Source organism: Arcicella sp. BE140 (genome assembly GCF_031456255.1).
Taxonomy (GTDB): domain Bacteria; phylum Bacteroidota; class Bacteroidia; order Cytophagales; family Spirosomataceae; genus Arcicella; species Arcicella aquatica.
The window spans coordinates 568,053-581,626 of the sequence record NZ_JAVDUE010000002.1; the positions used below are offsets into that span (position 1 = coordinate 568,053).

A 13,574-nucleotide genomic window follows, 5' to 3' on the forward strand; every position below is an offset into this window, starting at 1 on the left:
TTTATAAAGTTAGATTGTTATTTGTCAAGGCGATTTATCTCTGTAAACATCGCTCTAAAACAATTAGCAGAAGTGTTTTCTTCAGCTACTTTATTGGAATTTCTTCCATAAAATTCATCTAAAAAACCTTCAGCACTAGACCAAACCGTTTGCATCATTCCTTGAAAATGCGGTTTCATGGTTGATGTTGCCGACTGTCTGAATTTCACCATATCCTGTGTTTGAGCTACTGCAAATTTGGGCATTCTCCAAGGGCAAGTGATTACGTTTAACCCTTTTATCGCAAAATAAACAGCTGTTTGGTCGGGACGTTCATAGTGCCAATCACAGATGGTAACGTCTTTCGCAATCAAGTCAATGGCTCTGTGAGTATTGTTAAAGCTAGCTTCCCACATACCAATACCCGTTGTTTTGCCATCAATGAGACGGTCGCCCCAAATCCAGAGTTTTCTGTTTTTTAATGCTAAATGATTTCTGATTTCATTTACTTCTCTCGCAAACAACTCTGCTTTATCTCTTCCCGAACATCGTGGACATTTATCATCGCCAATATAAAACACTTCGTCCATTCCTGCATGAAATGCCTCGCTTTCAAATGCCTCGCAGATTTCATCCACAAGCTCAAAAACTACTTTATGTACTCCTGGATGTAAAGGACAATAGCTTTTACAATACAATCCGTCTGGATTTGGCCAAACGTATTTTTCAGGCATTTTTACAGCAGGAGTTTCATCAAATTCTGGATATACCTTTAGTAGATTTGTTGTAGTGCTTGCCCAAGATTGATGCCCTAATAAATTGATTTGTGGAATAATACGAATATTGTTTTTCTGGCAAACCTTTACCAGTTTTTTAACATCTTTTTTAGAAAGAGCCTCAGGGTCTCTGAGTTCGGGGTGACTTTCAAATTGATAATTATAATCAACACGTAGAATCAACGTATTTACTTGTCGCGGAGCGAGTTCCTCTTGGATAAACTTAATAAAATTATCGATTTTTTGGGCTTTAGGAGCAGTAATGCAAAAACCACGTGTAGGAAGAAGGCTATCTATTTTTGATTGTGCTTTCGAGTTATTCCATAAAGCCGCACAAAAGCTAACAAGTAAGATAAGAGAAAATCTAGCCATAGTTATAAGAGTGTAATTAAATTGGATGTACTTACAAGTTGGCTAAATTCACTAAGGATAGCAAGGGCAATTAAGCCTAAAAGCAGGCAAAACAGGTCAGTTTAAGGCTTATTTGATAGAAAAATATTAATGAACAAGTATTATATTGCCGTTTTGTTTTAGAAAACCACTTTTTGGCTACTATTGAAAATTATCGTAATAAGTAAAGTCCTTCGTAATCAATCCGTTTTCAATGGTGAAAATCGTGCAGATAGGTAATTTAAAAGTAGTTTTATCTGGGGCAGTGCCAGTAGAGATAAATTCTACTACAATATTGGTATCACCCGAAGGATAAATGTTAATGATAGAATCTCTCAAGTCGGGAAATAGTTGATTCAATTCACTATACTTTTTTAAAGTTTGCGCCCTTGTTTGTTTCACAATTCCTTGACCAAAGGAAGGGTCTTTGAAGTCGGCAGTTTCAGTGTACATATCAGCCATCTTTTGCCATTCATGTTTATTGAAATGCTCGAAATATTGTTTTACGAGAGCTTCGTTAGTATTGACTTTAGATTTACAAGCAACAGCTATAAAAATGGTGATAAGGAAGAGGAATGTATTTTTCATGGGATTAATGTTTGTATAAGGTTTATTGGTATTCAAAGATAAGAAAATCAGTGGATTAGCCCAGAAATGGCGTGATATAAGACTTATATTTCATTTCTTTTAAATGACTTAATATTAGTAGATAATAAATTCTCAAGCTTTAAAATGTCGGATTTATTAGCTGTCTTTTGAAACCATTTTTTGTGGATGTAATTTCTATAAAATGCCCATTTGTGATTTTTATCTTCTTTGCCTGAAAATACTCCAATTAGATAATGAAGATGATGAGTATTCCAAGCCCAAATAGTTTCCTCACGAATCGTAATTTTATTTAATAGCTCTATTTTTTTAGTATCATCCCAACTCATACTTTTTCTGTTTAGACAGTGATTGCAAATAAGTGTCCATACTTTTTGGTAGGGAGCAAGATCAATAAAGAAATCGGTATCCATAGAAGCATTAATATTTACTAATTCACTTGGTTGTGAACAAAATGGGCATTGAACATCAATTGTTCTTGGAAAATGGAAGTGTGCATATTTTACGTGTGTTTCACCTCCATTATGAATTGAATTTTGCATAGCGTTTTTGTTAAATTGATAAATTTATTACTTATAGCAATGCTAATTTTACATATCTGCGCAGCTATAGCATTATGAGATTATAGCTTTGACAACTTTTTGAAAGTTGTCAAAGCTTGGCTTTCAAAGATAAGAAAATCAGTGGATTAGTATCAAAATTATATATTTTTCTGCTTAATAGGTATCCAAATCTCCTCCTCAGAATTTGGGTCATCATTGATATATTTATCACCCAATATTTCAAAATGGACTCTGTGGTCTAATTCATATTCAGAATTTGGCAACCATGTCCCGAAGATATATTGAAAAGTTTTTGGACCAGTTGCAGCAGCTCCTTTGTGGATAAATACAGCGTACAATCCACCTTTCAGCGTAAAGGCTTCCATGCCTTCTGGGATGTTATCAAAATCACTTACCTCCATCGCTGCCCATTTTTCAAAAATTGCCGTTGGATTGAAATTGATAAAATCATGAGATGACGTATAGACTTGCAAACAGTATAAATCGTTGCCTAAAGCATTGTGTATTCCCTTTCTTCTTGGCATAAAACTTTGCCATAATATGTTTGTTTTGTTATCAGCAAAAGACATTTTGATACCTTTGCCAACTAATTTCTTTTCTGATAGGGTCTCTATTCTTGGAGTCATATTCTATACTTTAAGGTTTACTTTCTTACCTACAAAATTTCCATATTTTTCTGTTGCGTTCAAGATTTCTTGTGCTTCTATGGTTGAATCAGGAAAGTTCATTGCTATATGAACTGTATCTTTTTTAAAACTACGCTTCCATGAGCCTACTACTTTTCCATTTACCAATATGGAAGGATTGAAAATACCATTCGTTGTAATAATATCTTTGTTTAAAGAAGGAGTGAGGGAGGCTGACCTATCTTTATAACTGATTAAAAACTCATCAAAGGCAGGCAAAAAGTGTATGCTTGGAGTTGACAGACTTTTATAATTAGCCAGTTCAGTAAACCAATAAGTTTGCTGTTCAACCGTAAAAAAATGAAGGCTTGGTTTTATCAGTTCTAAAGCCAATTTGGCATTACCAGCCGTTAAACCCGACCACCAAATAAAATCTTGTAAGGTAGCTGGTCCATGACTTTGAAAATACCTTTTAGCTAATTCTGCTAATGCGTCTTCTTTACTAAGCATTTTTGTAGAAGGAACTCTTTCATCAAGTAATGCATAGGTAAACTGTTTGCCCTGCATCATTCCATTGCAAACGATACCGTCTTGTTCAGCATCCATCATAATTAATGCCGAACGGATATCATCCGTTTGAATGCCATGAGTATTAAGTTCAAGCATTATTTTATCACGAGTCAGGTGCTGATTATCTCTTAAAGTCTGCTCGATAATCGCCTTGCAATGATTTAGGAGATTGCTGTCTAGTTCAAATTTTTTACACATCACTGCATTTCTTTGCTTTACCTGTGGAGCAGTAAGCATCAACATCCAGCGAATATCTTCGGCAGCAACAAAGTGCCAAGTCGGCCTTAAAATATGTGTACGGATGATTGTAGCGTTATTGATAGCCTGTTCTATGGCTTCTTCATTAATGCCTAGCCTTAGCCCAATAGCCCATTTTGCCATGGCATAATCTTGTGCTTGCATAGCGCCAAAATAAGCCAATATGTCTTTGGGCGCTGCAAAGCCTGTCCCAACAAGTTGGTGTTTGAATAGGCGATATTGGGCGATATCAGTGAGTAACATTGTTTGGGAGGGAATGATTCAGTTATCTTTTACAGGAAGATTTATTCTTGTTCAGTAGGAATCATTTTTTCCTTACAATATTTTTCAATTTCAGTATCATTTGAGAAATACCTATCGCAAAATTCATCCAATTCTTTTTCTGTTGATTTATGATACCGTTCTTCGGCGGTCATTAATTTCTCAGTTTGTTCTATAAAACCTTCAAATTCTTTATTGATTTTACAAAGTTTATCAATTGTTTTGAAATCTAAATCTCTATATTTTGCTTGAAATAATATCTTGCTTTGGTAAGGGTTGGCGCCAAGTTTGATAATGCCAATCCCGAATGATTGGTTTAGTCTCGCCATCTCTTCGGTTAAACTATCACTAAATTCAAATGCTACTAAATAACCATAGTTTGCCCAGCTTGAGTTTGAAACAGCTTGGAAGAATGCTTTTTTTAATTCACTGTCACTATTAATTTCTTTTTTGATTTCGTAAGAGGATAATTTGAAAGTATCTACTCTATTAATTGATTTCAAAAAGTTTTGACTTACTTTGGTTTGAAGGTTTAAAAACTTAATTCCAACCATGTCTGGATGAATCCAAATTTGGTTAGAATCTTTACCATTTGATTGTTCATGAAAGATAGTTTTGGAGTATATTTCTGTATTTTTTAAATAGCTACTTAGCAATTTGTGTAAATCTCTTTCTTCATAGGTTTTAGTTCTATTATTCTTTGGTTTAGCATTTTTTGATTCTAATTCACCTGTTAAAATCTCAATATCTATCTGGTGCTCATTTTTTGTTAAGTAATAAAAATATGTTCCAGATTCTTTTATTCTTTTGACTCTTGTATCTCCAAGTCTAATAAAATCACCTAATAAAGCTGAAACTGTAGCCATAGGAGTTTTGGCATCCTTAAAGTCGTAGTACTTTTGGTTAATGATATGATTAGTTACATCACTATAATTTGTTTGAATACCAATGTCTTCTAAACTTTTTAAGATTGCTTCTTTGATTGTCATTTTTTTGAAAGTGATTACTAATTTTTGCTTAAGCAAACTACCCAAATTCTTGAACAATTACAAAAGTACTTTTGATAATAGGATTAAAATTTGAGCTACGATATATGTTTTAAATACCTTGTGTTGAATTCTATTATGTTCTCAAAAAATAGTACCGAACTCACAGTTTGCCCAGAGGGCTTATACGAATAGGTGTCACTCGGTGAAACCGAACAACTGCATTACAAAAAATGCCCCAATCTTTCGACTGAGGCATTTATAATGAATTTTACCAAAACAGTATTAAGCAATTACTACCGCAATGCCTTTTTCTACATCTTGTTCTACTGTTTTATATTTGATGTTCTCTTTGATTGAACCATCACGATATTGAACCGTTACTCTTTGGTTACGGTCAGCAATTTTTACTGCTTGACGTGGAGCAACTTTTTCAACTACCTGAGTACTTGGGTCATGATAATCATTTTCGTCACCTCTGCCACCTGCTAAACCACCCAATAAAGATGAAATAGCTTCATCTTTTTGTACTTGTAGTTTAGGCTGTGGAGCCTGACGACGTTGCGGTGCGGGTGCTTCGGCTTCTTGAACTTCTGGCATATCTGCTTTCATCAAGAAACTTACTGTATCTAAGTTTATTCTACTTAAGAAACGCTCGAATAACTTAACAGCTTCAAATTTATAGACTAACAATGGATCTTTCTGCTCGTAGCTTGCGTTTTGAACCGATTGTTTCAAATCGTCCATATCACGTAAATGTTCTTTCCATTCTTGGTCAATCAAACTTAAAGCGATTGATTTTTCCATTTCCTGAATCAATTTACGACCGTTGGTATCGATAGTTTCTTGAGCATCAGCAAATAGTTGAGACATCATTGAACCACTTACCAAAGGCACTTGCATACCTGCATAACCATGCGTGATGGCTTCTTTCGCAAAAGCCACTACTTTTTCAGCCAGTCCTTTGTTTTTGGTATGATAATGCTTTTCAGCAGCATCGTACAAACGTGTAGTGCGTTGTTGTGTATTCAATCTGCCGATTTCTTCACGTGTAAACGGAGGTTCAATGCCTAAAATTTCAATACAACGTAATTCTAATTCATCGTAACTAATGTTATTTTGAATGATTTCCGAACATACATCATAAGTATTGTTAGCAATATCCAAAGCCAAACGTTCACCGAAAAGGGCATTTTGACGACGCTTATAAATCGCATTACGTTGGTAGTTCATTACGTCATCATATTCTAATAGACGTTTACGAATACCAAAGTTGTTTTCTTCTACTTTTTTCTGAGCTCTCTCTACTGAAGAAGTAATCATCGAGTGTTGAATTACCTCGCCTTCTTCCATACCCATTCTGTCCATCACTTTTGCGATACGGTCTGAACCGAACTTACGCATCAAGTCATCTTCTAATGAAAGGAAGAATTGAGACGAACCTACATCACCTTGACGACCCGCACGACCTCTCAACTGTCTATCAACTCTTCGTGACTCATGTCTTTCTGTACCTACGATAGCCAAACCACCAGCTGCACGTGCCTCTGGTGATAGCTTAATATCCGTACCACGACCCGCCATGTTGGTAGCAATGGTTACTTTGCTCGCCTGACCAGCTTCTGCTACGATATCTGCTTCACGAGCGTGCTGTTTCGCGTTCAATACATTGTGTTGAATTTTACGAATTGTAAGCATACGGCTTAATAATTCAGAGTTATCAACAGAAGTTGTACCCACCAACACAGGGCGACCAGCATTTACTAATTCTTGAATTTCGTCGGCAACGGCATTGTATTTTTCACGAACGGTTTTATAAACTTTATCTTCGTGGTCGAAACGAGAAATCTTACGGTTTGTCGGAATCGTTACAACATCTAATTTGTAAATCGTCCAGAATTCACCTGCTTCAGTTTCGGCAGTACCCGTCATACCACACAGTTTGTGGTACATTCTAAAGAAGTTCTGTAATGTAATCGTAGCATAAGTTTGGGTAGCATCTTCGATGTTTACACCTTCTTTGGCTTCAATGGCTTGGTGCAAACCGTCGGAATAACGACGTCCCTCCATAATACGACCAGTAGACTCATCTACAATTTTTACTTTACCTTCATCCAATACATATTCTACATCTTTTTCAAATAATGTAAAGGCTTTTAGCAATTGGCTAACCGTATGGATACGTTGTGTTTTAGCAGAATAATCACGGATTAAAGCTTCTTTCTTAATCAAACGTTCTTGTTCTGTAATGCCTACTGCTTGCTCAATTTGGTTCAAATCAACCGATAAATCAGGAATAACGAAGAAGTCAGGGTTTTCAACCATGCGAGTCATGAAGTTCAGACCTTTTTCAGTCATCTCTACTTGGTTGTTTTTCTCCTCAATTGTAAACATCAGTGGGGCATCTGCTTCAGGCATCAATTTCTGATTTTCAGCCAAATAGATGTTCTCTGTTTCTTGTAAAATCTGCTTGATACCTGTTTCAGACAAGTATTTAATCACTGGACGAGATTTTGGTAAACCTCTAAAAGCACGGAATAAAGCTAAACCACCTTCTTTTTTATTACCAGCAGCAATTAATTTCTTAGCTTCTACCAAGAAATCTTGTACCAATTTCTTTTGTTGCTCAACCATACGAGCCACCAAAGGATTGAAAGCATCAAACTCTTGCTCATCACCACGGGCCATCGGTCCACTGATAATCAAAGGTGTACGCGCATCATCAATTAATACTGAATCGACCTCATCGACCATGGCAAAATGGTGCTTGCGTTGTACTTGCTCTTCTGGAGTACGTGACATATTGTCACGTAGGTAATCAAAACCAAATTCGTTGTTAGTTCCGTAAGTAATATCTGCCAAATAGGCCTGACGACGTTCCTCCGTATTAGGGTCGTGTTTGTCTATACAGTCAACTTTTAACCCGTGGAACTCAAATAAAGGAGCATTCCACTCAGAGTCACGTTTAGCTAAGTAATCGTTTACGGTTACTAAGTGTACACCCTGCCCAGCTAAAGCATTTAAGTAACAAGGTAAAGTAGAAACTAATGTTTTACCTTCACCCGTTGCCATTTCGGCAATCTTACCTTGGTGAAGTACCACGCCACCAATTAGCTGAACATCGTAGTGAATCATGTTCCACTCGATTTCATTACCAGCTGCAAGCCATTTGTTATGCCAGATGGCCTTTTCACCAACAATCTCAACGTTTTTCTTCTTAGCGGCAATAAATTTATCGTGAACCGTAGCGGTTACTTCCAGTTTCTTATTCTCGGTAAACCTTCGGGCGGTTTCCTTCACTACGGCAAAGGCCTTCGGAAGAATTTCGAGTAATACTACCTCTAGTTGTTTATCACGATCAAGCTGTAATTTATCAATTTGATTGAAAATTGTTTCTTTAGCATCAACAGACATCTCTTGGTTAGCTTCTACTTCTAATTTTAAATCAGAAATTTCGGCATCAATTTTTGCAAGGTTTTTCTGTATAATAGCCTTTAGGTCAGCGGTTTGTTGACGGAGCTGTTCGTCTGAAAGATTGCGAAGAGTAGCAAATTCTGCATTGGTTTTAATCACGTAAGGCATCAATTCCTTGATGTCTCTTTCTGATTTTGTACCAAACAGTTTTGTTACTGCTTTTGTGATTGAATTTATCATTGTATTGGGTTTTAATCATTTAGAAGTAATGATTGAATTAATTTTCTCAATCATTTGTATTACAAACTAAAAATAGAATACTTACAAATTTAGTTCATTCAACGCTTTTAAAAACAATTTCTGTATAATAATATTGCAGATTGGTACTTTATAAAGTCTTAAAAACATATCCCTCAAAAATAATGCCTTTATAATCAGTGTTTTACAAAAACTATGTTTAGCGGTTATACAATAAGCTAAAGGGAGCTTTATTTATTTAATATTTTTTGCTCATTAAAATAATGAACTAAAAATATAGTTTTTAGGATATATTATCTATATTTAACCTTTGATATTAAACAACAGCAAATAATGGAACAAGCATCTCCACGTCGTCGTCCACCTCGCCCAAAATTAAAAATGCCTTTAATTGGCAATATGCTTGGCGGAGCAAGTAATTCTTCTGCCAAAGACCCGAGTTTATTATCAAGTAAGTTAACCCCTTTGATTGTGGGTGTGGTCATCATTATTTATGCGATAGACTACGTTAGAAGTAAAAATGATACACACGGAGTATATCAAGGTGTTGATGATATCAAAGAAATGGCTTGGAATGGAAAAGTTGCTAAAAAATGGGTTAATATTATTCCTCCAGATAATGAGATTCACTATATGTTTCAAATAATTGATGCCAAAGGAGAAGTTCAAACAGTAGATTTGGGAAATGAGAAAGCTGGGCTAGGGGATTTGATGATGCCGAAAAATACGTTAATTAAAAAAGCGGGAAGTTTCGACGTGACGGTAAAAAGATATTTTAAGAACGATACTACGATTGTATTGAAGTATTGAAAAAGCTTTGAGCTGTGAGCAATGAGCTTTGAGTTTTTAAATTGTTAATAAAAAGCTCATTGCTCAAAGCTGATAGCTCAAAGCTCACAGCTAATCAAAATATACCTCTTTTTCAGGATTATCTTTGTACTCAAACATCATTTCAATTTGTGAAAGCACATTTCTAGGTTCTGAAAGGAGAGGGAGGTTCTCGATACCGAAATATTGAATATCTGAAGTTTCCATAGTATTTACTAAAATCTCACCACCTATTTTCTCACAAAGAATAAATAGCTTATATACATACCAAGCTTCCTGTGGATGTGGATGGTTTTTCTTATCCATTACGGCTAATAAACGAACAGCTTTTACATCCAATCCAGTTTCCTCGCGTACTTCTTTTACTGCCACTTCCGAAGGTGTATAACCGACATCTGCCCAGCCCCCAGGCAATGCCCAACGGTCATCTACTCTTTCTTTTACCATCAGAATTTCGCCCTTTTTATTAAAGATTACTGCTCTTACATCTACTTTAGGTGTTTGGTATCCATCTCGTTCTTCCGTAAACAAAGCCCCAAATTTTTCGATAGGCTCATCTGTCAAATTTTCTAAAATTTGCACACTGAGGTCTGATAATTCTTGGTAACGGTCTTTATCATAAGGACTTTCGGTATAAAATAATCCAGCCTGAGCAATTGCTTGAATTCTTTTAGCCATTGCTAGCCAATCTGTGTTTTGCATGATAAGGTAAGGGTTTGTTTTAGGCTATTAAATTAATATTAGAAAAAACAATGTGCAAAAATTGCACATACTGAAATTTCGTCATTATAAATTCACTAAAATGTATAAAAAAGGGTCAACCAATCGGCTAACCCTTTTTTATACATTTTTAATTCGGCTTAGGAGCCTTATAATTCAGTGGCTTCCAAGTATTGTTTTTTGAATTGAAATCTGGGAAAACGTGGTCGGGGTCTATTGTTACCGATTTTAGTGGTAAGTTGGTCGTTGTTTTAAAAGTCCAAGTACCGCCTCTCTGCCAAATTTCTACTGGTAGTGTAACTCGTTCCTTTGTTCCACCTACCATTTCCATTTCAACTACGGCAGGCATTGCTAATTTCTCTAAGTTTTCAATAACGATAATTGCACCGTTTTTAGGGTCTTGCTCTATATACTGTACATCTTTTACAGACTGGTCAAGTTTCCAAGTTTCATAGAACCAACCTCTCCAGAACCAAGATAATTCTTCGCCAGCAGCATCTTCAATCGTCTTAAAGAAATCATAAGGAGTTGGGTGTTTAAACGCCCAACGTTTGATGTATTCACGGAAAGCATAATCAAAACGTTCTTGTCCAAGTATTTGCTCACGCAATAGCTTTAAGCCGATAGCAGGTTTGTAATAAGCTTCATAGCCTAACCCATTTGGTTGAATAACATCAGGAATATTCATAATTGGCTCAGCAGATTCTCTGAAAAGCTGTTTCGACATCTGGTGCATATCTATTTTATTGCCTTTGTATTCTCCATTGTTAAAATTGTCAGTAGAATAAAAGTTAATAAAAGTATTAAAGCCTTCGTCCATCCAAGCAAACTTACGTTCGTTAGTACCTACAATCATTGGGAACCAGTTATGTCCAAATTCGTGGTCTGTTACACCCCAAAGACCTTCTGTTTGGTCACGCATGCCGCAGAATACGATACCTGGATATTCCATACCACTAATAGAACCTGCTACGTTAGTTGCTACTGGGTAAGTATATTCATAAAGCCATTTAGAATAATATTCTATACAACCTTTTACATATTCAGTAGAGCGAGCCCATGCTTTATCGCCTGCTGATTCAACAGGATAAGCTGACATCGCTAATGATTTTTTACCACTTGGTAAATTGATTTTGGCAGCATCAATGATAAATGCTTTTGAACTAGCAAAAGCTACGTCGCGGGCATTCGTACAACGGAATTTCCAAGTGATTTTTCCTTCTTTTTTCGGGCGAGATGTACTTGTTCCTACTTCATCTTTGCCTAAAATTGTTACAGTTTTATCACTATTAGATGCTTCTGCAAAACGTTTGATTTGCTCAGCAGTCCAACAATCATTTGGATTAACTAATTCTCCAGAACCCACTACGATATGCGAAGCAGGTACTGTTACAGCATACTCAAAATTGCCATATTCCAAATAGAACTCGCCAGCCCCTAAGTATGGAAGTACGTTCCAGCCTTCAATATCATCGTAAACAGACATCCTCGGATACCACTGAGCCATTTCGTAAATAGTTCCGTTTTTTACTTCTTGGGTTCCCATACGGTCTGAGCCATATTTGGGGATAGGGAAAGAATATGAGATTTTGATTTTAGTAATACCTGTACGTTCAACCAGTGGTGATGCCAATTTGATTTGCATACGGGTATCGTTTACTAAAAAGTCAGTAGGTTTGCCATCAATAGTTACCGACTTTATTTGATAACCTCCTTCAAAACTTGTGTTACCAAAACGACCACCATTGATAGGCGTAGTAAGTCCTCCGCGTGATTTAGTATTGAATTGGTTTTGGTCTAATTGCAACCATAAGAAATTCAATTTATCAGGCGAAGCATTTTTGTAGGTAATTTCTACATCGCCTTCAACTATATTTTTTTCGTCGTCTAATGCTATATTGATTTTATAATCAGCAGAGTTTTGCCAGTAAGTAGTCCCAGGTGCCCCTGTTCCACTTCTAGTGGGAGTAGAGAGCGTATAATTGAACAAGGGGTTGAACAAATCGTACTGACTATAGTTTGATTTTTGTTGTGAAAACAAACTTTCTGACCCAAAGAGTAAGCAAGCTGCTAAAAGTAGTTTTTTCATTTGTAAAGGAATTTATGGTAATCTATATAATATTCAACGCTCAATATAAAAACTATGTTATATGCTGTGCAAGATATTCATTAAAAATAGAAAACTGCAAAAGTTTATAATGAATAGCGGATAAATAATCATGGTTGTGTATTATCTGACAATCAATTGGTCAAATGTTTGTTCATGAGGATAATTGGTAGGTTTAATAAATTATTAATTTATCTTCTTTCTTCGCAGCTTATTTGTCGTTTTGAAATGTTTATCGTAATATTGCGATAAATAAATAAAAAAACATGGGAGCGACCAAAACTGACCACTTCACGGAACGTCAAAACCAATTAGCAACGCTTGCTAAAGCCATAGCACACCCTGCAAGAATTGCCATTCTGGACTATCTAATAAAGGTAGATTCATGTATTTGCGGAGATATCGTAAATGAATTGCCTTTGGCACAAGCAACCATATCACAACATTTAAAGGAGTTAAAGAATGCTGGATTAATTAAAGGTGATATTGAAGGAAATGCCATTTGTTATTGTATCGACGAGAACACATGGAAGAGATTTCAAGATATTTTGAATGCTCTTTTCGATGATTATACTCCCAAAACCCAATCTTGCTGTTAATAGCTTAAAATTATTGAAATAATGTATCCTCCAATCAAAAATCTATGCGATGAATTAGTTAATTCATTCGATACTATTCCTGAACAAAGACAAACTTTGTTGCTAAAAATTAGTAAATACATTCAAGCTAAGAAAGATGCTAACCAGCCTATCCAATTGGTTTATGTGTGTACGCACAACTCTAGAAGAAGTCATTTCGGGCAAATTTGGGCTGCCGTTTCGGCATCCTATTATGGTGTGCAAAATGTGAAAACCTATTCTGGTGGCACAGAAGCCACAGCTTTTAATATCAATGCTATTAATGCACTGAAAAGAACAGGCTTTTTAATTGAAAGTAGTGACAATACTAACAATCCTGTTTATACCGTGCGGTTTAGTGAAAACGAAAGCACTACTTGTTTTTCAAAAGTATATAATGATGCCGTAAATCCACAAGAACATTTTGCTGCCATCATGACTTGCTCGGATGCAGAAGAAAACTGTCCTTTTATCCCTGGCGTAGAACTGCGAATAGGTACTACTTATGACGACCCCAAGGCTTTTGATAATACATCACTTCAAGAGACTAAATATGAAGAACGGTCGCATCAGATTGCCCAAGAAACTCTTTTTGTCTTTTCAAATATTCAATAA

The 13,574-nt window shown here is 35.9% G+C and carries 12 protein-coding genes; 3 read left to right on the forward strand and 9 right to left on the reverse strand.

Features of this window, described 5'->3' with window-relative positions; genetic code table 11:
- Window positions 1–17 precede the first annotated feature (17 nt).
- From J2Y60_RS05655 to secA, 7 genes are all read right to left on the reverse strand, one after another.
- The gene (locus tag J2Y60_RS05655) at window positions 18–1,127 is read right to left on the reverse strand and encodes a family 20 glycosylhydrolase (protein WP_309914550.1); all 1,110 of its coding nucleotides are present in this window, start codon (window positions 1,125–1,127) and stop codon (window positions 18–20) included.
- A 180-nt stretch (window positions 1,128–1,307) separates the two neighbouring features.
- Window positions 1,308–1,733, reverse strand: a complete 426-nt coding sequence (locus J2Y60_RS05660) for a nuclear transport factor 2 family protein (RefSeq protein ID WP_309914554.1) — start codon at window positions 1,731–1,733, stop codon at window positions 1,308–1,310.
- Window positions 1,734–1,816: 83 nt separating this feature from the next.
- Window positions 1,817–2,293 carry a hypothetical protein gene (locus J2Y60_RS05665; protein WP_309914557.1) on the reverse strand — a complete coding sequence of 159 codons (477 nt, stop codon included), beginning with the start codon at window positions 2,291–2,293 and terminating at the stop codon, window positions 1,817–1,819.
- A 158-nt stretch (window positions 2,294–2,451) separates the two neighbouring features.
- The gene (locus J2Y60_RS05670; RefSeq protein WP_309914560.1) at window positions 2,452–2,940 is read right to left on the reverse strand and encodes a GyrI-like domain-containing protein; all 489 of its coding nucleotides are present in this window, start codon (window positions 2,938–2,940) and stop codon (window positions 2,452–2,454) included.
- Window positions 2,941–2,943: 3 nt separating this feature from the next.
- A complete protein-coding gene (locus J2Y60_RS05675) occupies window positions 2,944–4,011 on the reverse strand; it encodes a winged helix DNA-binding domain-containing protein (protein WP_309914564.1) in 1,068 nt (355 codons plus the stop codon).
- A gap of 41 nt (window positions 4,012–4,052) precedes the next feature.
- Window positions 4,053–5,018: a hypothetical protein gene (locus J2Y60_RS05680; protein ID WP_309914567.1), complete on the reverse strand. Its 966-nt coding sequence runs from the start codon at window positions 5,016–5,018 to the stop codon at window positions 4,053–4,055.
- Between the two features lie 282 nt (window positions 5,019–5,300).
- Window positions 5,301–8,669 (reverse strand): preprotein translocase subunit SecA, encoded by a 3,369-nt coding sequence (gene secA, locus J2Y60_RS05685; protein ID WP_309914570.1) that lies wholly within the window; start codon window positions 8,667–8,669, stop codon window positions 5,301–5,303.
- A 351-nt stretch (window positions 8,670–9,020) separates the two neighbouring features.
- Here secA and J2Y60_RS05690 point away from each other — a divergent pair, with 351 nt between their 5' ends.
- Window positions 9,021–9,497, forward strand: coding sequence for a hypothetical protein (locus J2Y60_RS05690; protein ID WP_309914574.1), 477 nt, complete (start codon window positions 9,021–9,023; stop codon window positions 9,495–9,497).
- 90 nt (window positions 9,498–9,587) lie between these two features.
- Here J2Y60_RS05690 and J2Y60_RS05695 read toward each other — a convergent pair whose 3' ends face one another.
- Both J2Y60_RS05695 and J2Y60_RS05700 read right to left on the reverse strand, forming a co-directional pair.
- Window positions 9,588–10,217 carry an NUDIX hydrolase gene (locus J2Y60_RS05695; RefSeq protein ID WP_309914576.1) on the reverse strand — a complete coding sequence of 210 codons (630 nt, stop codon included), beginning with the start codon at window positions 10,215–10,217 and terminating at the stop codon, window positions 9,588–9,590.
- Between the two features lie 148 nt (window positions 10,218–10,365).
- On the reverse strand, window positions 10,366–12,324 hold the full coding sequence (locus tag J2Y60_RS05700) for a M1 family metallopeptidase (RefSeq protein ID WP_309914578.1): 1,959 nt from the start codon (window positions 12,322–12,324) through the stop codon (window positions 10,366–10,368).
- A 284-nt stretch (window positions 12,325–12,608) separates the two neighbouring features.
- Between J2Y60_RS05700 and J2Y60_RS05705 the strand changes: the two genes are divergently transcribed.
- Both J2Y60_RS05705 and J2Y60_RS05710 read left to right on the forward strand, forming a co-directional pair.
- Window positions 12,609–12,941 carry a metalloregulator ArsR/SmtB family transcription factor gene (locus J2Y60_RS05705; RefSeq protein WP_309914582.1) on the forward strand — a complete coding sequence of 111 codons (333 nt, stop codon included), beginning with the start codon at window positions 12,609–12,611 and terminating at the stop codon, window positions 12,939–12,941.
- A 21-nt stretch (window positions 12,942–12,962) separates the two neighbouring features.
- Entirely contained in the window at window positions 12,963–13,574 is a 612-nt protein-coding gene (locus J2Y60_RS05710) for a protein-tyrosine-phosphatase (RefSeq protein ID WP_309914586.1), read from the forward strand.

What these genes read in the sequence shown, in the direction of transcription:
- J2Y60_RS05655 (WP_309914550.1), bottom strand. Translation starts at nt 1,127, where the DNA reads ATGGCTAGATTTTCTCTTATCTTACTTGTTAGCTTTTGTGCGGCTTTA.
- J2Y60_RS05660 (WP_309914554.1), bottom strand. Translation starts at nt 1,733, where the DNA reads ATGAAAAATACATTCCTCTTCCTTATCACCATTTTTATAGCTGTTGCT.
- J2Y60_RS05665 (WP_309914557.1), bottom strand. Translation starts at nt 2,293, where the DNA reads ATGCAAAATTCAATTCATAATGGAGGTGAAACACACGTAAAATATGCA.
- J2Y60_RS05670 (WP_309914560.1), bottom strand. Translation starts at nt 2,940, where the DNA reads ATGACTCCAAGAATAGAGACCCTATCAGAAAAGAAATTAGTTGGCAAA.
- J2Y60_RS05675 (WP_309914564.1), bottom strand. Translation starts at nt 4,011, where the DNA reads ATGTTACTCACTGATATCGCCCAATATCGCCTATTCAAACACCAACTT.
- J2Y60_RS05680 (WP_309914567.1), bottom strand. Translation starts at nt 5,018, where the DNA reads ATGACAATCAAAGAAGCAATCTTAAAAAGTTTAGAAGACATTGGTATT.
- secA (WP_309914570.1), bottom strand. Translation starts at nt 8,669, where the DNA reads ATGATAAATTCAATCACAAAAGCAGTAACAAAACTGTTTGGTACAAAA.
- J2Y60_RS05690 (WP_309914574.1), top strand. Translation starts at nt 9,021, where the DNA reads ATGGAACAAGCATCTCCACGTCGTCGTCCACCTCGCCCAAAATTAAAA.
- J2Y60_RS05695 (WP_309914576.1), bottom strand. Translation starts at nt 10,217, where the DNA reads ATGCAAAACACAGATTGGCTAGCAATGGCTAAAAGAATTCAAGCAATT.
- J2Y60_RS05700 (WP_309914578.1), bottom strand. Translation starts at nt 12,324, where the DNA reads ATGAAAAAACTACTTTTAGCAGCTTGCTTACTCTTTGGGTCAGAAAGT.
- J2Y60_RS05705 (WP_309914582.1), top strand. Translation starts at nt 12,609, where the DNA reads ATGGGAGCGACCAAAACTGACCACTTCACGGAACGTCAAAACCAATTA.
- J2Y60_RS05710 (WP_309914586.1), top strand. Translation starts at nt 12,963, where the DNA reads ATGTATCCTCCAATCAAAAATCTATGCGATGAATTAGTTAATTCATTC.